Annotated in this window: 23 protein-coding genes; 15 read left to right on the top strand and 8 right to left on the bottom strand. The window is 66.3% G+C overall.

Going from position 1 to position 22,648, the window contains the following annotated elements:
* Window positions 1–234: 234 nt before the first annotated feature.
* The 3 genes from motB to msrB form a co-directional block, all read right to left on the bottom strand.
* On the bottom strand, window positions 235–1,167 hold the full coding sequence (gene motB, locus B2527_RS00005) for a flagellar motor protein MotB (protein ID WP_293705316.1): 933 nt from the start codon (window positions 1,165–1,167) through the stop codon (window positions 235–237).
* Window positions 1,168–1,177: 10 nt separating this feature from the next.
* Window positions 1,178–2,032 carry a flagellar motor stator protein MotA gene (gene motA / locus B2527_RS00010; RefSeq protein ID WP_293705318.1) on the bottom strand — a complete coding sequence of 285 codons (855 nt, stop codon included), beginning with the start codon at window positions 2,030–2,032 and terminating at the stop codon, window positions 1,178–1,180.
* 167 nt (window positions 2,033–2,199) lie between these two features.
* Complete coding sequence (gene msrB / locus B2527_RS00015) at window positions 2,200–2,667, bottom strand: peptide-methionine (R)-S-oxide reductase MsrB (protein WP_293705320.1); 468 nt, start codon at window positions 2,665–2,667, stop codon at window positions 2,200–2,202.
* A 66-nt stretch (window positions 2,668–2,733) separates the two neighbouring features.
* On the opposite strand from msrB, the gene B2527_RS00020 reads away from it, so the two are divergent.
* Window positions 2,734–3,138 carry a hypothetical protein gene (locus B2527_RS00020; RefSeq protein WP_293705322.1) on the top strand — a complete coding sequence of 135 codons (405 nt, stop codon included), beginning with the start codon at window positions 2,734–2,736 and terminating at the stop codon, window positions 3,136–3,138.
* Window positions 3,139–3,305: 167 nt separating this feature from the next.
* Here B2527_RS00020 and B2527_RS00025 read toward each other — a convergent pair whose 3' ends face one another.
* Complete coding sequence (locus B2527_RS00025) at window positions 3,306–3,785, bottom strand: winged helix-turn-helix transcriptional regulator (protein ID WP_057626761.1); 480 nt, start codon at window positions 3,783–3,785, stop codon at window positions 3,306–3,308.
* Window positions 3,786–3,935: 150 nt separating this feature from the next.
* Here B2527_RS00025 and B2527_RS00030 point away from each other — a divergent pair, with 150 nt between their 5' ends.
* Both B2527_RS00030 and alr read left to right on the top strand, forming a co-directional pair.
* Entirely contained in the window at window positions 3,936–5,201 is a 1,266-nt protein-coding gene (locus tag B2527_RS00030; protein WP_293705326.1) for a D-amino acid dehydrogenase, read from the top strand.
* On the top strand, window positions 5,201–6,277 hold the full coding sequence (gene alr, locus B2527_RS00035; protein ID WP_293705328.1) for an alanine racemase: 1,077 nt from the start codon (window positions 5,201–5,203) through the stop codon (window positions 6,275–6,277). Before B2527_RS00030 ends, alr begins: the two co-directional genes overlap by 1 nt.
* Before the next feature lie 218 nt (window positions 6,278–6,495).
* On the opposite strand, the gene B2527_RS00040 is transcribed toward alr, so the two are convergent.
* Complete coding sequence (locus B2527_RS00040) at window positions 6,496–7,065, bottom strand: DUF3016 domain-containing protein (RefSeq protein WP_293705330.1); 570 nt, start codon at window positions 7,063–7,065, stop codon at window positions 6,496–6,498.
* A gap of 275 nt (window positions 7,066–7,340) precedes the next feature.
* Between B2527_RS00040 and B2527_RS00045 the strand changes: the two genes are divergently transcribed.
* The 5 genes from B2527_RS00045 (at window position 7,341) to B2527_RS00065 (ending at window position 12,143) form a co-directional block, all read left to right on the top strand.
* On the top strand, window positions 7,341–9,275 hold the full coding sequence (locus B2527_RS00045; RefSeq protein ID WP_293705354.1) for an ATP-binding protein: 1,935 nt from the start codon (window positions 7,341–7,343) through the stop codon (window positions 9,273–9,275).
* Between the two features lie 64 nt (window positions 9,276–9,339).
* The gene (locus tag B2527_RS00050; RefSeq protein ID WP_293705332.1) at window positions 9,340–9,630 is read left to right on the top strand and encodes a DUF3247 family protein; all 291 of its coding nucleotides are present in this window, start codon (window positions 9,340–9,342) and stop codon (window positions 9,628–9,630) included.
* A gap of 73 nt (window positions 9,631–9,703) precedes the next feature.
* Complete coding sequence (locus tag B2527_RS00055) at window positions 9,704–10,762, top strand: class I SAM-dependent methyltransferase (protein WP_293705333.1); 1,059 nt, start codon at window positions 9,704–9,706, stop codon at window positions 10,760–10,762.
* Window positions 10,759–11,466 carry a pseudouridine synthase gene (locus B2527_RS00060; protein WP_293705335.1) on the top strand — a complete coding sequence of 236 codons (708 nt, stop codon included), beginning with the start codon at window positions 10,759–10,761 and terminating at the stop codon, window positions 11,464–11,466. The genes B2527_RS00055 and B2527_RS00060 overlap by 4 nt, the downstream gene beginning before the upstream one ends.
* Window positions 11,466–12,143 carry an HAD family hydrolase gene (locus B2527_RS00065; RefSeq protein ID WP_293705337.1) on the top strand — a complete coding sequence of 226 codons (678 nt, stop codon included), beginning with the start codon at window positions 11,466–11,468 and terminating at the stop codon, window positions 12,141–12,143. The genes B2527_RS00060 and B2527_RS00065 overlap by 1 nt, the downstream gene beginning before the upstream one ends.
* 397 nt (window positions 12,144–12,540) lie before the next feature.
* Here the strand turns inward: B2527_RS00065 and B2527_RS00070 are convergent, their stop codons facing one another.
* Window positions 12,541–13,101 carry a DUF1415 domain-containing protein gene (locus B2527_RS00070; protein WP_293705339.1) on the bottom strand — a complete coding sequence of 187 codons (561 nt, stop codon included), beginning with the start codon at window positions 13,099–13,101 and terminating at the stop codon, window positions 12,541–12,543.
* 223 nt (window positions 13,102–13,324) lie between these two features.
* Here B2527_RS00070 and B2527_RS00075 point away from each other — a divergent pair, with 223 nt between their 5' ends.
* The 3 genes from B2527_RS00075 to B2527_RS00085 all read left to right on the top strand — a co-directional run bounded on the left by B2527_RS00075 (window position 13,325) and on the right by B2527_RS00085 (window position 17,121).
* Window positions 13,325–14,788, top strand: coding sequence for a benzaldehyde dehydrogenase (locus B2527_RS00075; RefSeq protein ID WP_293705340.1), 1,464 nt, complete (start codon window positions 13,325–13,327; stop codon window positions 14,786–14,788).
* A 13-nt stretch (window positions 14,789–14,801) separates the two neighbouring features.
* Window positions 14,802–15,926, top strand: coding sequence for an NAD(P)-dependent alcohol dehydrogenase (locus tag B2527_RS00080; RefSeq protein WP_293705342.1), 1,125 nt, complete (start codon window positions 14,802–14,804; stop codon window positions 15,924–15,926).
* Window positions 15,927–16,017: 91 nt separating this feature from the next.
* Window positions 16,018–17,121, top strand: a complete 1,104-nt coding sequence (locus tag B2527_RS00085) for a helix-turn-helix domain-containing protein (RefSeq protein ID WP_293705344.1) — start codon at window positions 16,018–16,020, stop codon at window positions 17,119–17,121.
* A 21-nt stretch (window positions 17,122–17,142) separates the two neighbouring features.
* Here the strand turns inward: B2527_RS00085 and B2527_RS00090 are convergent, their stop codons facing one another.
* Window positions 17,143–17,628, bottom strand: a complete 486-nt coding sequence (locus B2527_RS00090) for a YajQ family cyclic di-GMP-binding protein (protein WP_293705345.1) — start codon at window positions 17,626–17,628, stop codon at window positions 17,143–17,145.
* Window positions 17,629–17,771: 143 nt separating this feature from the next.
* The gene (locus B2527_RS00095; protein WP_293705347.1) at window positions 17,772–18,878 is read right to left on the bottom strand and encodes a serine hydrolase domain-containing protein; all 1,107 of its coding nucleotides are present in this window, start codon (window positions 18,876–18,878) and stop codon (window positions 17,772–17,774) included.
* 82 nt (window positions 18,879–18,960) lie between these two features.
* Between B2527_RS00095 and B2527_RS00100 the strand changes: the two genes are divergently transcribed.
* The 4 genes from B2527_RS00100 to B2527_RS00115 all read left to right on the top strand — a co-directional run bounded on the left by B2527_RS00100 (window position 18,961) and on the right by B2527_RS00115 (window position 22,551).
* Entirely contained in the window at window positions 18,961–19,857 is an 897-nt protein-coding gene (locus B2527_RS00100) for a DMT family transporter (RefSeq protein WP_293705348.1), read from the top strand.
* Between the two features lie 124 nt (window positions 19,858–19,981).
* Window positions 19,982–20,989: a methionine ABC transporter ATP-binding protein gene (locus tag B2527_RS00105; RefSeq protein WP_293705349.1), complete on the top strand. Its 1,008-nt coding sequence runs from the start codon at window positions 19,982–19,984 to the stop codon at window positions 20,987–20,989.
* Window positions 20,986–21,675 carry a methionine ABC transporter permease gene (locus B2527_RS00110; RefSeq protein WP_293705350.1) on the top strand — a complete coding sequence of 230 codons (690 nt, stop codon included), beginning with the start codon at window positions 20,986–20,988 and terminating at the stop codon, window positions 21,673–21,675. Before B2527_RS00105 ends, B2527_RS00110 begins: the two co-directional genes overlap by 4 nt.
* 81 nt (window positions 21,676–21,756) lie before the next feature.
* The gene (locus B2527_RS00115) at window positions 21,757–22,551 is read left to right on the top strand and encodes a MetQ/NlpA family ABC transporter substrate-binding protein (RefSeq protein ID WP_293705351.1); all 795 of its coding nucleotides are present in this window, start codon (window positions 21,757–21,759) and stop codon (window positions 22,549–22,551) included.
* Window positions 22,552–22,648 lie beyond the last annotated feature (97 nt).

A 22,648-nucleotide genomic window follows, 5' to 3' on the forward strand; every position in this document is an offset into this window, starting at 1 on the left:
CATGGCTCGGCACTACAACGCTCCCTCCCTTGCGCCGTAGGCGGAGGGGGAGGGCTGGGGAGGGGGGCTGTTCGCCGGGAAAGTCCCTGCCGAGCATGGCTCGGCACTACAACGCTCCCTCCCTTGCGCCGTAGGCGGAGGGGAGGGCTGGGGAGGGGGTGCTGTTGGCTGGGAAAGCCCTTTGCCGAGCATGGCTCGGCACTACATCCGGCGGGCAGTGCCGCTGATGCAGGCTCAGTCCGCGACTGGCGGTGTCCCATCCGCCGCCACACCGGGGGCAGGCACCGGTAAGGTGTCGGTCTCGTTCAATGCGGCGGCCTCGGCTTCCTTGGTCATCACCACGATGCTGATGCGGCGGTTGATCGGGTTCTGCGGGTTGGCCTTGTCGAACAGCACCGAGGAGGACAGGCCGACCACGCGCGCCACCTTGGCCTCGTCCATGCCACCTTCCAGCAACACCCGCCGCGCGGCGTTGGCGCGGTCCGCGCTCAACTCCCAGTTGCCGTAACCCAACTGGGTGGAATAGGCGGTGGTGTCGGTATGGCCGGTGATGCTGATGCGGTTGGGTACCTGGTTGATGAAGTGCGACAGCTCCAACAGGATCGTCCGCGTATACGGCATCAGGCGCGCGCTGCCGAGGTCGAACATCGGCCGGTTCTGCTGGTCCACGATCTGGATGCGCAGGCCCTCGGGGGTGATGTCCAGCAGCAGCTGGTCCTTGAATGGCTCCAGCGCCTGGCTCTTGCTGATCGCCTCCTGCAGCTCCTGCTTCAGCGCTTCCAGGCGCTGGCGTTCGCGTTCGCGCTCTTCCACCGGCGTGGGTACCGATTCCTGCCGGTTCTGGAAGGGATCGTTGCTGTTGCCGCGCGAGACATCGGTGGCGCCGCCCAGCTTGATCATCGAGGTGCTGGCGCCACCGGGGCCGGCCATGCCGGGGGCCGGGGTGCTGCTGGTCCCGCTCAGCGGGCTGGGGTTGCGGAAATATTCCGAAATCGCCGCGCGCTCGGGCTTGCTGGTGGCAGCCATCAGCCACAGCACCAGGAAGAAGGCCATCATCGCGGTAACGAAGTCGGCATAGGCCACCTTCCAAGAGCCGCCGTGGTGCCCGCCAGCCTTGACCTTCCTGACCCGGCGCACGATCACCGTAGGCTTGTTGTTGTCGCTCATGGCGCGGGCCTTACTTGACCGACTTCAGGTGCTGCTCGAACTCGCTGAAGCCCGGGCGCAGTGCCGAGGGCACGGTCTTGCGCGCGAATTCCAGCGCGATCTTCGGGTTATAGCCGCGCAGGCAGGCGAGCAGGGCCGTCTTCACCGATTCGTAGATGCGCGCATCCTGTTCGGCGCGTGCTTCCACCGCGGCCGCCAGCGGGCCGATGAAGCCGTAGCCCAGCAGGATGCCGAGGAAGGTGCCCACCAGTGCGCCGGCCACGTGGGCGCCGACTTCCTTGATGTCACCACCGATTGAGCCCATGGTGATGACGATGCCCAGCACGGCGGCGACGATGCCGAAGCCGGGCAGGCCGTCGGCCACCTTGTTGAGTACGTGCGCCGGTTCCAGCGCCTCGTGGTGGTGTTTTTCCAGTTCCAGTTCCAGCAAGGGTTCCAGCTCGTGCGGCTCGATGTTGGAGCCGATCATCAGGCGCAGGCAGTCGGTGATGAAGTCCAGCAGGTGGTGGTCGGCCAGCACCTTGGGGTAGTTGGCGAACACCGCGCTGTCCTGCGGGTTCTCGACATGCTCTTCCAGTGCCATGAAGCCTTCGCGGCGGGCCTTGTTGAGCAGTTCGTAAAGCAGGCTGAGCACGTCCAGGTAGTCCTGGCGCTTGTACTGCGGGCCTTTGAATACGCCGACGGTGGCTTTCAGTGTCTGCTTGACGGTCTTGATCGGGGTGCCGATCAGGAACGCGCCGAGAGCCGCGCCGCCGATGATGACCAGCTCATAGGGCTGCCACAGCGCGCCCAGGCGGCCGTGTGCGCCTACATAACCGCCGAGCACGGCAACAATGACAACCAGCAGGCCGACGAGAATGAGCATGGAAGGGGCGCGGAAAGGGGATATCCCGTTGTCGGCCGTCAACGGAAAATCTGTAGTGCCGAGCCATGCCCGGCTGGGTGCAGCAAACCCTGTAGTGCCGAGCCATGCTCGGCAGGAGCCTTGCCGGTAAAGCCTCAGCCGAGCATGGCTCGGCACTACGCAGGTGCTTATGCGGCGGGCTGTGCCTCGGCGCCGCCGCGCCGCAGCGGGTCGGGGTAGGGCTGGCCATTGTCGACAAAGGCCAGTGACACCGAGTTCAGGCAATGCCGCTCGAAGGTCGGCGGCGGGCCGTCCGGGAACACGTGGCCAAGGTGGCTGCCGCACCGTGCGCAGACGATCTCGGTACGGATCATGCCGTGGCTGGTGTCTCGGATCTCGCGCACATGTGCCGGTTCGAACGGTGCAAAGAAGCTGGGCCAGCCGGTGCCGGAATCGAACTTGGTGCTGGAGCGGAACAGCGGCAGCGCGCACAGCCGGCAGCAGTACACGCCCTCGCGCTTGTTATCCAGGAACACGCCACAGAACGGTGCCTCGGTGCCGTGGTGCAGCAGCACGCGTTGCTCCTCGCTGCTGAGGCCAGCGATTAGCGCCTCGCGCTGGGCGGGGCTGGGGGGAGTCAGGTCGAAGGCGGTCATGGCAGGGCATCCGTGGGGCAGGTGTCCATGGTAGGGGCGGGCAGCGGCCAGTCCAAGGTCGCATTCATGGCGGCGCAAGCCCGGCAGGTGCATGCTTGGTCGGTGGTCGCAAAGGAGATGTCGATGAAATCGAAGGGATATCTGTTGCTGGCCGTGCTGACAGCACTGCCGTCATTCGCGCAGGCTCAGCTCACGCAGCCGCCCGTCAGTACGTCGCGCGAAACGCAGCAGGATCAAGCGCAGCCGGAACCGTCGCGTCCGCCCAACAAGCCCAAGCCGGTTCCGAAGCCGAAGCCGGTTGTGCCGCCGCCACCGGTGCGGCCGATCTACGACAGCAAGGGCCAGTTGGCGCCGCATATGCGCCAGACCAGCCCGGGGCGGGTGCTGGATACGCGTACCAACCGTTATTACGACACCGTACCCAGCGGCATCGGCCAGAAAGTGGTGCCCCCGCCGGCAGGCACGCGATGACCCTGTAGTGCCGAGCCATGCTCGGCAGGAGCTTTCCAAGCCAACGTCAAAAGCACCCCTCCCCAGCCCTCCCCTTGGCCTGCAGCCAAAGGGAGGGGGCGTAGTGCCGAGCCATGCTCGGCAATGGGGCTTTACCGCTAGAACCCCCTGCCGCGCATGGCTCGGCACTACTCGGCGATGGGCAGGCACAGGGTCTCTTTGACCTCTTCCATCACGATGTAGCTTTTGGATTCACGTACGTGCGGCAAGGTCAGCAGGGTGCTGCCCAACAGCTTGCGGTAGGAGGCCATTTCATTGATGCGCGCCTTGAGCAGGTAGTCGAAATCCCCGGACATCAGGTGGCACTCCAGCACATTGGGCAGCTTCAGCGCGGCGCGGCGGAATTCCTCGAAAATGTCGCCGGACTTGTAGGCCAGGCTGATCTCCACGAACACCAGCAGGCTGGCCTTCACCGAGGATGGGTCCAGCCGCGCGTAATAGCCGGTGATCACGCCTTCGCGCTCCAGCCGGCGCACCCGCTCGGTGCAGGGCGTGGTCGACAGGCCGACGCGCTCGCCCAGCTCTGTGAAGGAGATGCGCCCCTCCTGCTGCAGGATGCGCAGGATCTTGCGGTCGATCTTGTCCAGTTCGCGGCTGCGGGTGGCCATGGTGGCTCTGCTTTTGATGAACGAAACGGGAAATTAACCTGATTCGGCAAGCTAATACAGGGAAAACAACTGGCTGACCCTGAATATACTGCGCGGTTCCTAGCCCCTGCCGTCCCGTGTGCAGGGAATGATGTGGTCCGGAGAAAGAAAATGCGCGTTCTGGTGCTTGGCAGCGGTGTGATCGGCACGACCAGTGCCTGGTATCTGCGGCAGGCCGGCTTTGAGGTCACCGTGGTGGACCGGCAGCCGGCCCCGGCGCTGGAAACCAGCTTTGCCAATGCTGGCCAGCTGTCCTTCGGCTATACCTCGCCGTGGGCGGCACCGGGCGTGCCGTTCAAGGCGATCAAGTGGCTGTTCGAGGAACACGCGCCGCTGGCGATCCGCCCTACCGCCGACCTCGCCCAGTACCGCTGGCTGTGGCAGATGCTGCGCAACTGCACCTCGGCCCGCTATGCGGTCAACAAGGCGCGCATGGTGCGGGTGTCCGACTACAGCCGCGATTGCATCAACGAGCTGCGCGCGTCCACCGGCATCGACTACGAAGGCCGCCAGCTGGGCACCACCCAGCTGTTCCGCACCCAGCAGCAGCTGGATGCCGCCGCCCAGGACATCGAGGTGCTGCGCCAATACGGCGTGCCTTACGAAGTGCTGGACCGCCAGGGCATTGCGCGGGTGGAGCCGGCGCTGGCGGGCAAGACCGAGATGCTGGTCGGCGCCCTGCGCCTGCCCGAAGACCAGACCGGCGATTGCCAGCGGTTCACCACCAAGCTGGCCGCGCTGGCCGAAGCCGCCGGCGTCGAGTTCCGTTTCGACCAGGACATCGCCTCGATCCAGCGTGACGGCGACCGCATCACCGGCGTGCGCATCAATGGCAAGCTGGAAACCGCCGATCACTACGTGATCGCACTGGGCAGCTATTCGCCGCAGCTGCTGGCACCGCTTGGCATGCAGCTGCCGGTGTATCCGCTGAAGGGCTATTCGCTGACCCTGCCGATCACCAATGCGGCGATGGCACCGAATTCGACCATCCTCGACGAGAGCTACAAGATTGCCATCACCCGCTTCGAGGACCGCATCCGCGTTGGCGGCATGGCCGAAGTAGCCGGCTTCGATCTGTCGCTGGAACCGCGTCGCCGCGCCACGCTGGAGAAGGTGGTCAAGGACCTGTATCCGGATGGCGGCGACCTGTCGCAGGCCAGCTTCTGGACCGGCCTGCGCCCGGCCACCCCGGACGGCACCCCGGTGATCGGCGCAACGCCGTATCGCAACCTGTTCCTCAATACCGGCCACGGCACCCTGGGCTGGACCATGGCGGCGGGCTCGGGCCGCTACCTGGCCGACCTGATGAGCGGCAAGCCGCCGCAGATCAGCACCGAAGGCCTGGATATTTTCCGCTACGGCAAGGGGCAGCACTGATGCGCCCGGCACAGGCACTGATCGACCTGGAGGCCCTGCGCCACAACTACCGCCTGGCCCGCCAGCTCGGTGGCGGCAAGGCGCTGGCGATCATCAAGGCCGATGCCTACGGCCATGGCGCGGTGCAGTGCGCGCGCGCGCTGCAGGACGAGGCCGATGGCTTTGGCGTGGCCTGCATCGAAGAAGCATTGGAACTGCGTCAGGCCGGCATCCGCGGCCCGATCCTGCTGATGGAAGGTTTCTTCGACGCGGCCGAGCTGCCGTTGATCGTCGAGCATGATTTCTGGGTGGTAGTGGCCACGTCCTGGCAGCTGGAAGCAGTGGAGGCGTTCAAGACCGATGCCACGCTGCGTATCTGGCTGAAGCTGGACAGCGGCATGCATCGCCTGGGCCTGTCGCCGGAAGAGTTCCGCGATGCGCACGCGCGCCTGAGCGCACTGCCGCAGGTGGGCCCGCTGGTGCTGATGACCCACCTGGCGCGCGCCGATGAGCTGGACAGCAACCGCACCCGCGAGCAGCTGGACGTGTTCATCCGTGCCAAGGAAGGGCTGGCAGGTGAAACCAGCCTGTGCAATTCACCGGCACTGTTGGGCTGGCCCGACGTGCACAGTGACTGGGTACGCCCGGGCCTGATGCTGTACGGCGCCGATCCGCTCTACCCGCAGCCCAGCCCGCACGCCGCGCAGCTGCGGCCGGTGATGACCCTGCAGTCGCGGGTGATCGCGGTACGCGAACTGGCGGCCGGCGAGCCGCTGGGTTATGGCGCGCGCTTTGTGGCGGAACAGCCGACCCGGGTGGGCGTGGTGGCGATGGGCTATGCCGATGGCTACCCGCAGTTCGCCCCCAATGGCACGCCGGTGCTGATCGACGGCGTGCCCGGGCAGCTGATCGGCCGCGTGTCGATGGACATGCTGACCGTGGACCTGACCGATCACCCGCAGGCTGCGCGCGGCAGCATCGTGCAGCTGTGGGGCAATGCGCCGACCATCTCGGAGCTGGCGCCGCGCTGCAATACCAGTGCGTATCGCCTGCCGTGCAGCCTCAAGCGCACGCCGCGCGTGTATCTGTCGGCGTGAAGCCTTTGCAGGATCCGGTAGTGGCGAGCCATGCTCGGCAGGATCCGGTAGTGGCGAGCCATGCTCGGCAGGCGCTTTTCCAGCAAGGCAGATGTAGTGCCGAGCCATGCTCGGCAGGCGCTTTGCCGGTGGACCCTCTGCCGAGCATGGTTCGGCACTACCGGTGAAACAGAAAGGGCCGCAATGCGGCCCTTTCCATTTCTACCTGCGATTTCTGCTTACAGCCCGGCGGTGCTGCGGTCGGCCTGCAGCTCACGCCGCAGCCAGTCGTTGATCAGGCGCTTCTCGTAACGCAGCGGGTCGGTGTCATTGGGCAGGCTGCTGTTGAACAGATAGCCGGTGTCACTGAGCTTGCGCTCGCCCTGGTCGATGACCTGGCCGTTGGCGTCGGTGAGGGTGAACTGCAGGTTGATCCGCGGCGGATAGATGTCACGCATGATGCGCACATCATCCATGCGCGGACCATGCCACGGCTCATAATCGCCGGCACGCTTGATGTCGGTGATGGTCACCTCCAGCTTCTGGCCTTCCGGCAACTGCTTGTCGGCTTGCTTGCGCAGGTGTTCGGCCAGGGTTTCCACCCAATTGCCACGCTGCGCATCCCAGCGGTTGCGGCTGTTGCGCAACTCGGTGAACTGGCTGGGATCGGTCCACTGCACCTGTACCGGGCCTTCTACGGCCAAGGCGCGGGGGGCGTCGGGAGCGTTCACGGTGCGCGGAGCGGCCTGGGCGGCGCCGGCAGCGAGCAGGCAGGCCAGGGCCAGCCCGGTCAAAGTCACGGTTTTCATGGCGTACTCCTTGGGCTGCGGGGAGGGTTGCATCCAGTGTGGGGCCGGGCCGGGTCCACTGCAATGAAGTACTTCACAGTAGGCTGACAGGGGTTGCGCACCGGTTCATCATCACGTGACCTGTATCGGCCCGTGCGCAGACTCGCATTTCAGCCCTTTTCCCACCGCCCCCTTCAAAAGCCGCCTGCGCAATGTCTGAACTCCGCCACGAATCTCTACCATCATTCAGTGGCCTGGTCGGCGACGATCCGGGTAACGCGTTCCTGTACCAGCAGATGTTCGATGCGGTGGGCAGTGGCTTCTGCGTGATCGAGCTGCTGTTCGAGGCGGGCGAAGCGGTGGATTTCGTCTACCTGAAGGTCAACGCCGGGTTCGAGAAGATCACGGGCCTGTCTGCGGTTACCGGGCGCCGGGTCAGCGAGGTGCTGCCCAGCATCGAAACCTATTGGTTCCACGTACTGGGCAGGGTGGCCAGTGGCGGCGTGGCCGTCCATTTCGAGCGTGAAGTGCCGCAACTGGGGCGCTGGTACTCGGTGGAAGCGGTTCGCATCGGCAGCGAGGACCAGCACCAGGTGGCGGTGCTGTTTTTCGATATCTCCGAACGCAAGCGCATTGAGACCGAGCTGGCCGAGAGCGAGGCGCGCTTCAGTGCGCTGGCCGATGGTCTGCCGATGCCGGTGTGGGTGCTGGATGACCTGGGGCACGTGCGTTTCATCAACACCGCCTTTGGCACCTTCTTTGGGCTGGTGCCTGGCACCGAGCTGGGCGAGCGCTGGTGGCAGCGTTTCCTGCATGCCGATGAGCTGGCGCCGTTCGAGTATGAGCTGCGCACGGCCTTGGCCGAGCAGCGCGAACTGCACTTCAATGCTCGCGTGCGCCGCCATGACGGGCAGTGGCGCTGGCTGGAAATGAACGCGGTGCCGCGGTTTTCACCCGACGGCCGCTTCATTGGCCTGGCCGGGAACAGCCCCGATATCACCGAGCGGCGCGAGATCGAAATGGCCCGCGAGGAGTTGTTGGAGGCCGAACGTGCCGCGCGCAACACCGCCGAGGGCATGGCGCGGATGAAGGACGAGTTCCTGGCCACCTTGTCGCATGAACTGCGCACGCCGCTGACCACGGTGCTGGGCTGGAGTGAGCTGCTGCTGCAGCGCATGGAGCCGGACCATCCCATGCGCAAGGGCATGGAGGTGATCGCCAGCAGTGCGATGACCCAGAAGAACCTGATGTCGGACATGCTGGACCTGAGCAGCATGCTGCTGGGCAAGGTGCAGCTGGAGGTGGAGGTGCTGAACCTGGCCGAGCAGGTGCGCGAAGCGGTGCGCGCGCAGGAGCTGGTGGCCGAGGGCAAGGCGCAGACCCTGCTGGTGGAACTGCCGCCGCAGCCCTGCCCGGTGTTGGGTGACGCCACGCGCCTGCGCCAGGTGCTGTCCAACCTGCTGTCCAACGCCATCAAGTTCACCCCGGTGGAAGGCCAGGTCACGGTCAGCCTGTGGCGCGAGCAGGATTGCTTCGTGGTGCAGGTCAAGGACGATGGCGACGGTATCGCGCCGGAATTCCTCAAGCATCTGTTCAGCCGTTTCAGCCAGGCCGATGGCACCACCACCCGCCGCCACGGCGGGCTGGGCCTGGGCCTGGCCATTGTGCAGCAGCTGACCGAACTGCATGGCGGCACGGTGTCGGCGGCCAGCGAGGGGCCGGGGCAGGGTGCGACCTTCCAGCTGCGGCTGCCGGAGTTCCAGGTCAAGAAAGCCAGCAGCCAGCCCCGTCGGCGCGTGCAGCGCGGCCGTATCGGTGACCAGGTAGTGGCTTCCAACGCCTTGCAGGGCTTGCGCATCCTGGCGGTGGAGGACCAGCCGGAGATGCTGGGCTATATGCGCCGGGTGCTGGAAGAGCAGGGCGCGCAGGTGGTGGCGGCCAGTTCCGCCGCCGAGGCGCTGGAGCTGCTCGATCTGCGCGGGCATACCGCCTTCGACGTGCTGATCAGTGATATCGGCATGCCCGGCATGGATGGCTATGGCCTGGTGCAGACCCTGCGTGAAACCCTGGGCGTTCCCGGGACCGAATTGCCGGCGGTGGCGGTAACCGCGCTGGCGCGTGCCGATGACCGCCGCCGCGCGCTGTCCGGTGGCTTCCAAGGCCACCTGGGCAAGCCCTACAGCGTGGCCCAGCTGGTCACTGCGATACGCGGCACCCGCCCACCGGGCTGATTTTTGCGCAGGTTTCACAGCAAACATCGGCTAATGTGACCGCGATCACCCGCGGACGCTGCCCATGCCCCTGTACGCGCCCCACGTCTATTCCGACCCGATGACGATTGCCGCGCTGGAATCCCTGCTCGGGCAGCTGCCGGGGCAGGCCCGGGTGGTGCTGGTGCTCAAGGACGGCAGCCGCGTTGCCGGCACGGTGAGCATGCGCCCGGCGCTGCAGCATTACGCCGATGCCAATGAGCAGCCCGGGGTAAATGGCACGGTGCGGCTGGATGACCTGGTACGTGCCTGCCAGCAGCACGTGATCTGGTTGGACAGCGTGCTGGATGTGCTGCATCTGCCCGAGGATGCCTGAGCCAGCCAGCCGCGGCTCAGGCGCGCGGCGCCCAGCCCGGTAGAATGGCGGGCCCGCTAGACGACTGACCGGCATGCCCGCTTCGCACGACGCCCCCCTGGAAACCCTGTTCCTGCCGTTCTCTTCCGCCGGCCTGCGCTGGCCGCAGGGGCCGGTGCTGTTCCTGCGCGCCCGCGATGGCTGGCCGCTGCGTGAGCATGCCGCCGCTACCCAACTGGTCTGTGCGCAAAGCTTCCGGCCGTTCGCCGATGCCCTGCAGCGCAGCGGCTGGCAGGTCTGCGACGAGCAGGCGCTGGAGCAGTCGCAGGAGCGCTACCCGGTGGTGCTGGTACTGCCGCCGCGGCAACGTGACGAAGCCCGCGCGCTGTTTGCGCAGGCGCTGGCCAAGTTGGCACCGGGCGGCATCATCGTTGCCTGCCAAGCCAACAACGAAGGCGCGCGCTCGGGCGAAAGCGACCTGCAGCAATTGACCGGGCTGGGCGGCAAGCTGACCAAGAACCACTGCCGGGCCTATTGGTCGGTGCCGGCCGACGGCCAGCATGACGAAGCACTGCGCAAGCGCTGGGCCGCGCTGGATGCGCCGCGCAGGATCGTCGACGGGCGTTTCCTGAGCCGCCCCGGCGTGTTTGCCTGGGACCGCATCGATCCGGCCTCGGCCCTGCTGGTGGACCAGCTGCCGACCGACCTGGCCGGGCGCGGCGCCGATCTGGGCGCCGGCTGGGGCTATCTGTCGACCGAAGTGCTGGCCCGTTGCCCCAAGGTCACCGCATTGGACCTGTACGAGGCCGAGTCGCGCGCCTTGGCGCTGGCCCGCCACAACCTGGCCGATGCGGCCGGGCAGGTGAAGCTGGATTTCCGCTGGCACGATGTCACCGCCGGCATCGACGGCCGCTATGACTTCGTCGTCTCCAACCCGCCGTTCCACACCCCGGCGCGCGAAGACCGACCGGACATCGGCCGCCGCTTCATCGCCGTGGCCGCGCAGTCGCTGCGCCCGGGCGGGCAGTTGTTCATGGTGGCCAACCGCCACCTGCCGTACGAGCAGATCCTCAACGAGAGCTTCGGGCAGGTGCGCGTGGCTGCCGAACGCGATGGCTTCAAGGTCATCGTCGGCACCCGGGGCCGCGCATGAAGCTGGTCAAGCACATCGCCAACCTGGGCTATGGCAGCCGCAAGCAGGTGCAGATGATGTTCCGCGAAGGCCGCATCACCGATGCCCAGGGCGAGGTGCTGTACGCCGACGACAAGGTCGAGCACGCCAACATCCGCATCGACGAGGAACCGCTGGACCCGCCGCCGGGGCTGACCCTGATGCTGCACAAGCCGGCCGGTTACACCTGTTCCACCAAGGACCAGGGGCGCTTGATCTACGACCTGTTGCCGGACCGCTTCCGCGACCGTGATCCGGTGCTGTCCAGCGTCGGCCGCTTGGACCGCGAAACCTCGGGGCTGCTGCTGATGACCGATGACGGCCAGCTGCTGCACCGCATCGTTTCGCCCAAGTCGAAGCTGGACAAGGTGTACGAAGCGCAGCTGGCGCAGGACCTGGACGGCAGCGAAGGCGCCCGTTTTGCCAGCGGCACCCTGCTGCTGGAATCGGACGACAAGCCGTTGCTGCCGGCCGAACTCGACGTGCTGGGCCCCCGCCAGGCGCGCTTGACCCTGCACGAGGGCCGTTACCACCAGGTGCGGCGCATGTTTGCCGCGGTGGGCAACCATGTGCAGGCCCTGCACCGTTCGCGGATTGGTGGCCTGGGCCTGGGTGATCTGGGTGAGGGCCAATGGCGTCAGCTGGATGCGGCTGACCTGGCAGTGCTGTTTGGAGAACAGACTTGATGGAATTGCGGGTCCGCCCACGGGCGGTGGTGTTCGACATGGATGGTCTGATGCTGGACAGCGAACGTGCGCTGATGGGCTGCCTGGAGCAGGCCGCGCAGCAGCAGGGCCATGTGCTGCCACGCAGCCTGTTGCTGTCGCTGATCGGCTCACCCGATGCGGTGACCCGGCAGAAGCTGGCCGATGTGCTGGGACTGGCGCCCACCGATGTGCTGCTGGCGGCCTCGTATGCGCGTTATGCCGACATCGTCGATGCCGGCGTGCCGTTGCGGCCGGGCATTGTCGAGCTGCTGGAGTTGTTGCGCGAGCACGATATTCCGCGTGCGGTCGCCACCGCCACGCGCTCGCCGCTGGCCCAGCGCAAACTGGCCGCAGCGGGATTGCTGCCGTATTTCCAGTTCGTGGCCACCAGCAGTGACGTGGCCCATTCCAAGCCGGCGCCGGACATCTACCTGCACGCCGCGCACGGTCTGGGCATTGCGCCGGCCGAATGCCTGGCCCTGGAGGATTCACCCACGGGCGTGCGTGCGGCCCTGGCCGCGGGCATGACCACCATCCAGATCCCGGACCTGCTGGAGCCGGATGAGGAAGTACGTGGCTACGGCCACCACATCACCGCCTCGCTGCACGATGTGCGGGCCCTGCTGCAGCAATGGCTGCCGACAAGCACGGCCTGAGCCTCACCGGTAGTGCCGAGCCACGCTCGGCAGAAGCCTTCCAGGTGTAGTGCCGAGCCATGCTCGGCAGGGGCTTGCCAGATGTAGCGCCGAGCCACGCTCGGCAGGGGCTTGCCAGATGTAGCGCCGAGCCACGCTCGGCAGGGGCCTTCCAGGCGTAGTGCCGAGCCATGCTCGGCAGAAGCCTTCCGAGCCAAAGCCAACAGCCCCCCCAACCCGCCCGGCCCGAAGGCATGGCCTTCAGTCGTTCATCAGGCCGCACGCCCGTGGCGTGCAAACAGGCCTTCTTCCCACCTTGGCTACGCCAAAGGGAGGGAGCGTAGTGCCGGGCCATGCCCGGCAGGGGTTCCACCGGTAAAGCTTCTGCCGAGCATGGCTCGGCACTACAGCTCATCCCTCAGGTGTTGCCTTCGCCGCCCGACAGTACCCGGTGCCAGCCTTCCACGCCCAGCTGGTCCAGCGTGGCGATGTTGCGCTCGACGATCACGTCTGGATCGGGGAATGCCGCCACTGCACGCTCCACGCTGTCCTCGCGCAGCAGGTGCAGGGTGGGGTAGGGCGAACGATTGGTGTAGTTGCTTACATCGTCCGGTGCCGCACCTGCGAACTGGTATTGCGGATGGAAGCTGGCCACCTGCAGGATGCCCTGCAGGTCCAAGGCTTCCACCGCGGCATCGGCGTTGTCGAGGAAATCGTTGTAGTCCAGGAAGTCGGTCAGCACCTCCGGGTGGATGATCAAGGTGGTGTCGATCTGCTCCACCGGCGTTTCGCGCAGCAGCACCAACTCCTCGGCCAGCTGCCCCAGCAGCGCTTCGGGCGTGGTCGCGTCGCTGAGTACGAAACGCACCTGCTGCTTGACGTACACCGCCTTGGCGAACGGGCACAGGTTCAGCCCGATGACGGCCTTCTCCAGCCAGTTGCGGGTAACGGCGATGGGATCGTTGTCGATGTCGGTCATGGCGGGCACGCAGGCTGGCTGGGCAGGCGATTGTAGAGGGCATCGCAGTGCGCTGCCGTCGCGCTGTCCTCGCGTTGCCGTTCACTGTCCACAAACTGGACAGTGTGCATTGTGGAAAGTCCCGCCATATCAGCCGCTTGTGGGGAAGCAGCCGATGGCGGATAGGCAACAGGGCGGCGCGGGTATCCAATGACGGCAGGTAAAGCGCAAAGGAGTATCGGCAATGGCAACACAGGATTTTCTTCCTGCTGAACTATGGGCAGGCAAGCTGTTCGATGGCCAATGGCAGGCAGGCGCAAGCCAGCAGCCGGTGCTGGAGCCGGCCACCGGCACGGTGCTGGGCAGCGTTGCGATGGCCCACCCGGTGCAGATCGCGCGGTCGGCTGCGGCGGCAGCCACGGCGCAGCGTGACTGGGCCAACGCCCCTTACGACACTCGTGCCCAGGTGCTGCGCCGTGCCGCGCAGCTGGCCGAGCAGCATGAGGCGGACATCGTCGAGTGGTTGGTGCGTGAATCCGGCTCCACCCGCCTGAAGGCGGGGTTCGAGGCCAGGATCAGTGCCAAGGCCCTGCAGGAAGCGGCAGCACTGCCTTCGCGCAGCATCGGTGAGATGCTGCCGTCCAGTCCTGGCCGTCTCAGCCTGGCGCGTCGGCGCCCGTTGGGCGTGGTCGGGGTGATTCCTCCGTTCAATTTTCCACTCTACCTGGCCATGCGGGCGGTGGCACCGGCGTTGGCGTTGGGCAATGCGGTGGTACTGAAGCCGGATCCGCGCACTGCGGTCTGCGGTGGCGTGGTGATCGCCCGCCTGTTCGAGCTTGCGGGTCTGCCTGCTGGCCTGCTTCACGTGCTGCCGGGCGATGGTGCTGTCGGTGCGGCGCTGACCAGCGATCCCCATGTGGCGATGATCCAGTTCACCGGCTCCACCGCGGCCGGCCGCAAGGTCGGCGAGGCTGCCGGCCGGCACCTGAAGAAAGTGTCGCTGGAGCTGGGCGGCAAGAACGCCCTGATCGTGCTGGATGACGCCGATCTGGATCTGGCCATCGCCAATACCGCCTGGGGCGTCTACCTGCACCAGGGCCAGATCTGCATGGCCACCGGGCGTGTCCTGGTGCAGCGAGGCATCTACCCGCAGTTCCTGCAGAAGCTGGTGGCCAAGGCACGATCGCTGCAGGTGGGTGACCCGGCCACCATGGACGTGGCGCTGGGGCCGTTGATCAATGCGCAGCAGCGCGACCATGCGGCACGCGTCGTGGCCGAAGCGGTGGCTGCAGGTGCCACGCTCGAGACCGGTGGCGGTTACCGTGAGCTGTTCTTCGAGCCTACCGTGCTCAGCGGCGTGCGCCGTGACAACCCGGCGTTCAATGAAGAGATCTTCGCGCCGGTAGCCGTTGTGGTGCCGTTCGACAGCGATGCGGATGCCATCGCCCTGGCCAATGACACCGAGTATGGCCTGTCGATGGCCATCGTCTCGCGCGATGTGGGCCGCGCGCTGAAGCTGGGCGAACAGCTGCATACCGGCATCCTGCATATCAACGACCAGACCGTGAACGATGAGGTCATCAATCCCTTTGGCGGTGTGGGTGCGTCCGGCAATGGCAGCAGCATTGGCGGCCCGGCCAACATCGAGGAGTTCACCCAATGGCAGTGGCTCACCCTCAAGGGTGAAGCCCCGGCCTATCCGCTCTGAACAGGAGAAACCCATGAGTGCATCTGCACAACTGCGTGACATCACCGTGGCGGTGGTGCGCGAAAAGGAAAAGCCTTTCACCATCGAGCAGGCCCGCATCCGCGGCCCCAAGGACGATGAGGTACTGGTGCGGGTGATTGCCACCGGTCTGTGCCACACCGACCTGATCGTGCGTGACCAGTACTACCCGGTGCCGCTGCCGGCGGTACTGGGGCACGAGGGCGCAGGCGTGGTGGAAGCGGTAGGGCCGGCGGTGCAGGACCTGAAGGTGGGTGACCATGTGGTGCTGACCTATGGCGCCTGCGGTCACTGCAATCCCTGCAGTGGCGGCCATGGTGCCTACTGCAAGGATTTCTATGGCCTGAATTTTGGTGGGGGCGAGCTGGATGGCAGCACCGCCATCCAGGACCCGCAGGGCCAGCCGCTGCACGATCACTTCTTCGCCCAGTCCTCGTTCGCCACCTATGCGCTGAGCCGCGAGAACAATGCGATCAAGGTGCCCGAGGATGCCCCGATCGAACTGCTCGGCCCGCTGGGCTGCGGCATCCAGACCGGTGCCGGCGCGGTGATCAATTCGCTCAAGGTTGGCCCCGGCAGCAGTTTTGCGTCCTATGGTGCAGGCGCGGTGGGCCTGAGTGCGGTGATGGCCGCGCGCGTTGCCGGTGCCACCACCATCATCGCCATCGACGTGGTGCCCTCGCGCTTGGCCTTGGCCAAGGAGCTGGGTGCCACCCACACCCTCAACAGCCGCGAGGTGGATGTGGTTGAGGCGGTGCGTGAGATCACCGGCGGCGGTGCCGCCTTCGCGCTGGAATCCACCGGCCGCCCGGAAGTGCTGGAGCAGGGCATCCAGGCCTTGGCCGGGCTGGGCGTGATCGGCGTGGTGGGCGCGCCCAAGCTGGGCACCAAGGCGGCGTTCGACGTCAACGACCTGCTGCTGGGTGGGCGCAGCATCCGCGGCATCGTCGAGGGCGACAGCGTGCCCAAGGTGTTCATTCCGCAACTGGTACAGCTGTACCAGCAGGGCCGCTTCCCGTTCGACAAGCTGGTGAAGTTCTATCCGCTGGAAGAGATCAACCAGGCGGCGGAAGACAGCACCAAAGGCATCACCTTGAAGCCCATCCTCAAGATCGGCTGATGGAACGATCCGTCGCGGGCCGTGCTGGCCCGCGACGGCGATTCAGCAAGGCGCGGCGCGTTAGGCTGTGGGCAGTTGTCTGGAGGAGCCCATGGCCACCACGCCCGTGCAACAGCAACAACGCCTGGCCGCAGCGCGGCACCGGTTTGCCGAAGGCGGCGAACTGCCAGCGCAATTGCTGGCGCCCGCGCTGCTGCGCTCCTGGGAGCGTTCGCGGCAGGCCGGCATATGCCCGCAGCAGGCGCCGCAGTATGCGGCACTGGCGCAGCGGCGGTTGCGGCTGGACGCCCCCCTGGACCGGCTGCTGGCGCGCTGTGTGCGTCAGGACATGGATGATCTGTGGGCGGCCTTCGGTGGCCGCCGCTGGACCCTGTTCTGCGTCAACCGCGACGGCCTGATCATTGCCCAGCGCGAACACGGCCTGGCGGATGAGCCGGTGCTGCGACCGATCCAGATCGGGCGGCGGGTACGCGAGATCGAGATCGGCACCACCGCACCGTCCTGCACCCTGGCCGAAGCGGCGCTCATGCAGGTGCGCGGCAACGAGCATTATCTGGACGAATTCGCCGCGGTGTATTGCCTGAGCGTGCCGCTGCAGGGCGTGGACGGCGAAGTGCTGGGCGCTTTGGACATCACCGGCATCGGTGAGCGCGACAGCGAGCTGTTGGGCGGCTACTTCCGGCAGGCGGCGCTGTCGGTGCAGAACCAGTTGCTGCACACCCTGCGTGATTGCCATCTGCTGGCCCTGCAGCACGACGCGCGCTGGCTGGGGACGCCCCTGCAGGGCCTGCTGGCGGTGCACGAGGACGGCCAGCTGCGTGCGGCCAACAGCGTGGCACGGCGGCTGCTGGGCTTGCCACGCAGCGGTGCGTTGCCGCCGCTTTCGTTGTCGGCGCTGTTCTGCCACGCCAGCGTGCACCAGCGCCGCCGCCTGTTGCAGCCGGGGCCGGTGCATCGGGTACCGTTGCGCGCTGACAACGCCTTGCAGGTGCAGTATCTGCGCGCGCCGGTGAGTGCGCACGGCAGTACCCGCGGTGTTGCGGTGGCCGCGGTGGAGGCGGGCAGCCTGCGTGCGCAGGGCGCGCAGGCCGCGCGTGCGGCGGTGGCGGCACAGGGGGGCAACCTCAGCGCGGCGGCGCGCCAGCTGGGCATCTCGCGCACCACGCTGTACCGCAAGCTGCAGCAGGGCGGTTGAGCCTGCTGCAGCGCGGCGGAATCAATCGCGGAAGTTGTCGAACTGCAGCGGCTGCTCGAAGTCGCCCTTCTTCAGCAGTGCCATCACTTCCTGCAGGTCATCGCGCTTCTTGCCGTTGACGCGCAGCTTGTCGCCATTGATCTGGGTGTCGACCTTGATCTTGGATTCCTTGATCTTGGCGGCGATCTGCTTGGCCAGCTTCTGCTCGATGCCCTGCTTGACCGTGACCTGCTGGCGCGCGCCGCCCAGGTTGGTCTCGATGTCGCCAAATTCCATGCAGCGGAAATCGATGTTGCGGGCGGCCAGGCGCTGCTTGAGGATGTCGGACATCTGCTTGAGCTGGAAATCGGTGGGGGCGGTGAGCTTGATCAGCTTCTCGCCGTCCTGCTCGAACGATGCGGCCACGCCCTTGAAATCGAAGCGGGTGGACAGCTCGCGGTTGGCCTGGTCGATGGCGTTGGTCAGCTCGTGCTTGTCAACTTCGGATACGACGTCAAAGGAAGGCATGGGCCTGCTCCAATCTGAGAGAACAACCACCATTCTAGGCCACCGGGCGCGTAGCCGCGGCCTAAGCCGCGAAGTGCGGCCCTGTCTGCTCACCGCGTGAACATGGCGCTGCGGTAATCGATACTTCGCGGTTTGCGCTGTCTTTACTGGCCTTTCCATTGGGCGTGCAGCAGGCCGGCCACGGCGAAGCAGGCCGGGGCTTCGCTGTTGGACAGCACGATCACCGTTTCGCCGGTGCGCGGGTAGTGGCGCACGTCGCTGCAGATGCCGTCGGCATTGCCCCCATGGCCCCAGCGGAAATCACGCGGCGGCACGTCCTGGCCATAGCCTGTGGCAAAAAAGCCCAGGCCCATGAACTCACGCTGGGTGCGGGTTGCCTCGGCAAACAGGGCCGGTGGCAGCAGCTTGCCGGCAGTGAGGGCCTGCACGAAGCGCAGCATGTCGGTGGCGGTGCCGACCTCGCCACCGGCGGCAAAACCGCGGTTGGGCTGGGTGGCGCAGTTGCTGATGCGCTTGCCGTCGACCTCGACGTGGCCACGGGCCAGGTCCGGGGCCGGATCGGTGCAATCGACGAAACCGGTGTGCAGCATGCCGGCCGGTTGCAGTACGTGCTGGCGCACATAGTCTTCGAAGTCCTGCCCGGACAGCACCTCGACCATGCGCCCCAGCAGGACATAGCCGTAGTTGCCGTACTTCTGCTGGCTGCCGGGTACGAACGCCGGCGCGCGTTGGCCGTGCAGCGCCACCATGTCGGCCAGGCTGCGCAGTTTGGCACGGTCGGCGGCGTGCTCGATGCCGAACAGCTCGTCGATGTCGCCGGCACCGGCACTGTGGGTCAGCAACTGGCGCACGGTCACTGCGTCGGCGAAGGCCCGGTTGGGGTAGTCCTCCAACACCGCGCCCAACGGAGTGTCCAGCGTGATGCGGCCGGCAGCTACCTGCTGCAGGATCGCTACGCTGGTGAACATCTTGCCGGCCGAGGCCAGGTTGAAGCGGTCCTCTGGCTGCAATGACAGCTCGGCGTTGGTTTCATCGCGCGGGCCATAGGCCTTGTGCAGCAATATCTGGTCACCATTGGCCACCAGTACCACGCCGGAGAATCTGCCGGCGGTCTGCAGACCCAGGGCGAAACCGTCCAGTTGCGCCAAGGCGCGGGCATCAGGGGGCTCGGCGGCGACGGCAAGGGCCGGCAGCATGCACAACAGCAGGCAGGCCGCGGCCCGGCGCAGGGGGGATGGGGCGTACTGCATGCGACCTCCAGCCGGATGTGTGCTGAACATATAGCACTGATCGGGGATGCCGAATGTGGTGCCCACAGCGGATAATCCCCCCATGTCCCCAACCAAGTCCCCCGCGCGCGCCATTGTCTGGATGTTGGCGGCCGTCGCCTTTTTCTCGCTGATGGATGCCGGCATGAAGATGCTGTCCTCCAGCTACCCGACCCTGCAGGTCACCATGCTGCGCGGTGCGGCCTCGCTGCCGTTCGTGCTGGTCTGGGTGCTGGCCACCGCCGGGCCGCGCTCGATGATGCCGGTACGCTGGGGCCTGCACCTGCTGCGGGGCGCACTGGGCATGATCATGATCGGCTGCTTTGTCTATGCCCTGCGCACCTTGCCGCTGTCCACCGCGTACACCATCTACTTCGTCGCCCCGCTGCTGGTGGCGGCGTTGTCGGTACCGCTGCTGGGCGAATACGTGGGCCCGCGCCGCTGGGTAGCCATCGGTATCGGCCTGGTCGGTGTGCTGGTGGTGCTGCGGCCAGGCGTGGACGGCATCATTTCCTTCCCCGGGCTGATGGTGCTGGTGGCGGCCACCGCCTATGCCATCGCCGCGGTCACCGTCAGCCTGCTGACCCGCACCGACACCCCGCAGTCGATGGTGGTGTGGTTCCTGCTGATCATGGCGATAGGCGCCGGCCTCCTGGCCTGGCCGCAGTGGCAGCCGCTGCAGTGGAAGCACGCCGCGCTGATCGCCGGCATGGGCCTGGCCGGCGCGTTGGGGCAGATCGCCCTGACCCGGGCCTTCCAGCTGGGCCAGGCTTCGATGATCGCGCCGCTGGAATACACCGGCCTGGTCTGGGTGATCGGCTGGGATCTGCTGCTGTGGGACAAGCTGCCGGACCGCTGGACCTGGCTGGGCGCAGCCATCATTGTCGCCAGTGGCCTGTACCTGCTGCACCGCGAGCGGGTGCAGCGGGCGCAGCGGCCGGACCAGCTGGATCACCCTTGAGCGGCCTGCGTACACAAATTCTTAGAACCAAAAGGAATAAGATTCCCGGGCACGGCACGCGCGCCGGAGTCCCGGCACTGCTAGGCTGCACGCCCCCTCCTTATGCCCCCGGGTTACCCTGGCAGTGATCGAGTTCCAGCACCTGCAGAAATCCTATGCCGTCGATGGCAACGCGGTCATCGCGCTGCATCCGCTTGACCTGGCCATCCGGGCCGGCGAAGTGTTCGGCATCATCGGCCATTCCGGCGCCGGCAAGTCGACGTTGATCCGCCTGATCAACCGGCTGGAGGAGCCCAGTGGTGGGCGCGTGCTGATCGATGGCCAGGACGCCACCGCCCTTGATGCCGAAGGGCTGCGTGCGCTGCGCCGGCGCATCGGCATGATCTTCCAGCACTTCAACCTGCTGTCGGCACGTACCGTGGCCGGCAACGTGGCGTTTCCGCTGGAGCTGGCCGGCACGCCCAAGGCCGAAATCGATGCGCGCGTGGCCGAACTGCTGCGTACCGTCGGTCTGGAGGCGCATGCGGCCAAGTACCCGGCCCAGCTTTCCGGTGGCCAGAAGCAGCGTGTCGGCATTGCCCGCGCCCTGGCCACGCGCCCGCAGATTCTGCTGTGCGACGAGGCCACCAGCGCGCTGGACCCGCAGACCACCGCCTCGGTGCTGGCCCTGCTGGGCAAGATCAACCGCGAGCTGGGCCTGACCATCGTGCTGATCACCCACGAGATGGACGTCATCCGACGCGTCTGCGATCGCGTCGCCGTGCTCGATGCCGGCCACATGGTCGAGATGGGGCCGGTGACCGATGTGTTCCTGCACCCGCAGCATCCGACCACGCGCCGCTTCGTGTCCGAATCCGAGCATGTGGACGAAGGCGAGCAGCTGCGCGATTTCGCTGCCGTCGGCGGCCGCATCGTACGCCTGACCTTCCTTGGCAATGGCACCTACGAGCCGCTGTTGGGGCGGATAGCGCGCGAGACCGGCGTGGACTACAACATCCTCACCGGGCGCATCGATCGCATCAAGGACACCCCCTACGGCCAGCTGACGGTTGCGCTGGTGGGCGGGGACCAGAATGCAGCGCAGGCTGCCTTTGTTGCCGCCGGTGTACACGTGGAGGAGCTGCGTCGATGAGCATTGCAACTGCAGACGGCTTCTTCCGTCACCTGGATGCCGGCAAATGGGCTGACATCGGCCAGGCCACGATCGACACGCTGCTGATGCTGGCCGGGTCGCTGCCGCTGACCCTGGCCATCGGCCTGCCGCTGGGCGTGCTGCTGTTCCTGACTGGCTCGCCACAGCTGCACCGCAAGCCGGTGGTTTACGGCGTGACTGCGCTGCTGGTTAACCTGCTGCGGTCGGTTCCTTTCATCATCCTGATGATCGTGCTGATCCCGATCACCTTGGCCTTGATGGGCACCTCGCTGGGCGTGCGGGGTGCCATCCTGCCGCTGGTGGTGGGCGCGGCGCCGTTCTACGCACGATTGGTGGAGACCGCGCTGCGCGAAGTGGACCGTGGCGTGATCGAGGCCAGCCAGGCGATGGGCGCGACGACCCGCCAGCTGGTCTTCAAGGTGTTGTTGCCGGAAGCGCGGCCGGGCCTGATCGCCGGTGCTACTGTCACCACCATCGCGCTGATCGGCTTCACCGCGATGGGTGGTGCGATCGGCTCCGGCGGCCTGGGTGACCTGGCCTTCCGCGACGGCTACCAGCGCTCACATACCGATGTGGCACTGGTCACCGTGGTACTGCTGCTGGTGCTGGTACAACTGCTGCAGATGCTGGGCGACCGACTGGTCGCGCATTACAGCCGCAAATAAAGCAATGAGCGCAGGCCGGCACGATGGCTGCCGGCCTGTTAGCGTAGTGCCACCATCCTTCCCCACGGGATCCCCTTACCGATGAAAAAGCTGCTTGCCTTTCCCTTGATTGCCGCCGTGCTGGCGGTTTCTTCCTGCGCCAAGCCGACCGCAGACGAATCCAGGCTGGTGGTGGCCGCCACCGCCGTGCCGCATGCCGAGATCCTGGACGTGGTCAAGCCGCTGCTGGAGAAGGAAGGCGTCAAGCTGGATGTGCGCGTGTTCAATGACTATGTGCAGCCCAACGACCAGCTCGTGCAGAAGCAGGTGGACGCCAACTATTTCCAGACCGAGCCTTACCTGAAGGCTTACAACGCCGACCGCAAGACCGACCTGGTCACGGTCACCGGCGTGCATATCGAGCCGTTCGGTGCCTACTCGCGCCGTTTCAAGTCGCTGGCCGAGCTGCCCACCGGCGCTGACGTGGTGATCCCGAATGACCCCAGCAACAACAGCCGCGCGCTGATCCTGCTGGACACCGCCGGGGTGATCAAGCTGAAGGACCCGAGCAATGCGCTGTCCACCCAGCGTGACATCACCGAGAACCCGAAGCAGCTCAAGTTCCGCGAGCTGGACTCGGCCATGTTGCCGCGCGTGCTCGACCAGGTGGACCTGGCCCTGATCAACACCAACTACGCGCTGGACGCCGGCCTGAACCCGACCAAGGATGCACTGGCGATTGAAAGCAGCCAGTCGCCCTACGTGAACTTCCTGGTTGCACGCCCGGACAACAAGGACGACGCCCGCATCCAGAAGTTGGCCAAGGCCTTGACCAGCCCGGAAGTGAAGACCTTCATCGAGCAGAAGTACAAGGGCGCGGTACTGCCCGCGTTCTGATCTTCACCGCTGGGCCGGGGTCGCACGGTAGTGCCGAGCCATGCTCGGCAAGGGGGCTTTCCCGATAACCTCGATTGGGAGCGGCGTAGGCCGCGAA

Origin of the sequence: Stenotrophomonas sp. UBA7606 (genome assembly GCF_002477705.1) — a bacterium.
Lineage (GTDB): Bacteria > Pseudomonadota > Gammaproteobacteria > Xanthomonadales > Xanthomonadaceae > Stenotrophomonas.

What these genes read in the sequence shown, in the direction of transcription:
- B2527_RS00075 (WP_293705340.1), top strand. Translation starts at nt 13,325, where the DNA reads ATGGCAACACAGGATTTTCTTCCTGCTGAACTATGGGCAGGCAAGCTG.
- B2527_RS00025 (WP_057626761.1), bottom strand. Translation starts at nt 3,785, where the DNA reads ATGGCCACCCGCAGCCGCGAACTGGACAAGATCGACCGCAAGATCCTG.
- alr (WP_293705328.1), top strand. Translation starts at nt 5,201, where the DNA reads ATGCGCCCGGCACAGGCACTGATCGACCTGGAGGCCCTGCGCCACAAC.
- B2527_RS00055 (WP_293705333.1), top strand. Translation starts at nt 9,704, where the DNA reads ATGCCCGCTTCGCACGACGCCCCCCTGGAAACCCTGTTCCTGCCGTTC.
- motA (WP_293705318.1), bottom strand. Translation starts at nt 2,032, where the DNA reads ATGCTCATTCTCGTCGGCCTGCTGGTTGTCATTGTTGCCGTGCTCGGC.
- B2527_RS00045 (WP_293705354.1), top strand. Translation starts at nt 7,341, where the DNA reads ATGTTCGATGCGGTGGGCAGTGGCTTCTGCGTGATCGAGCTGCTGTTC.
- B2527_RS00065 (WP_293705337.1), top strand. Translation starts at nt 11,466, where the DNA reads ATGGAATTGCGGGTCCGCCCACGGGCGGTGGTGTTCGACATGGATGGT.
- B2527_RS00050 (WP_293705332.1), top strand. Translation starts at nt 9,340, where the DNA reads ATGCCCCTGTACGCGCCCCACGTCTATTCCGACCCGATGACGATTGCC.
- B2527_RS00070 (WP_293705339.1), bottom strand. Translation starts at nt 13,101, where the DNA reads ATGACCGACATCGACAACGATCCCATCGCCGTTACCCGCAACTGGCTG.
- B2527_RS00080 (WP_293705342.1), top strand. Translation starts at nt 14,802, where the DNA reads ATGAGTGCATCTGCACAACTGCGTGACATCACCGTGGCGGTGGTGCGC.
- B2527_RS00085 (WP_293705344.1), top strand. Translation starts at nt 16,018, where the DNA reads ATGGCCACCACGCCCGTGCAACAGCAACAACGCCTGGCCGCAGCGCGG.
- B2527_RS00095 (WP_293705347.1), bottom strand. Translation starts at nt 18,878, where the DNA reads ATGCAGTACGCCCCATCCCCCCTGCGCCGGGCCGCGGCCTGCCTGCTG.
- B2527_RS00090 (WP_293705345.1), bottom strand. Translation starts at nt 17,628, where the DNA reads ATGCCTTCCTTTGACGTCGTATCCGAAGTTGACAAGCACGAGCTGACC.
- B2527_RS00020 (WP_293705322.1), top strand. Translation starts at nt 2,734, where the DNA reads ATGGCGGCGCAAGCCCGGCAGGTGCATGCTTGGTCGGTGGTCGCAAAG.
- motB (WP_293705316.1), bottom strand. Translation starts at nt 1,167, where the DNA reads ATGAGCGACAACAACAAGCCTACGGTGATCGTGCGCCGGGTCAGGAAG.
- B2527_RS00030 (WP_293705326.1), top strand. Translation starts at nt 3,936, where the DNA reads ATGCGCGTTCTGGTGCTTGGCAGCGGTGTGATCGGCACGACCAGTGCC.
- B2527_RS00040 (WP_293705330.1), bottom strand. Translation starts at nt 7,065, where the DNA reads ATGAAAACCGTGACTTTGACCGGGCTGGCCCTGGCCTGCCTGCTCGCT.
- B2527_RS00060 (WP_293705335.1), top strand. Translation starts at nt 10,759, where the DNA reads ATGAAGCTGGTCAAGCACATCGCCAACCTGGGCTATGGCAGCCGCAAG.
- msrB (WP_293705320.1), bottom strand. Translation starts at nt 2,667, where the DNA reads ATGACCGCCTTCGACCTGACTCCCCCCAGCCCCGCCCAGCGCGAGGCG.
- B2527_RS00100 (WP_293705348.1), top strand. Translation starts at nt 18,961, where the DNA reads ATGTCCCCAACCAAGTCCCCCGCGCGCGCCATTGTCTGGATGTTGGCG.
- B2527_RS00110 (WP_293705350.1), top strand. Translation starts at nt 20,986, where the DNA reads ATGAGCATTGCAACTGCAGACGGCTTCTTCCGTCACCTGGATGCCGGC.
- B2527_RS00115 (WP_293705351.1), top strand. Translation starts at nt 21,757, where the DNA reads ATGAAAAAGCTGCTTGCCTTTCCCTTGATTGCCGCCGTGCTGGCGGTT.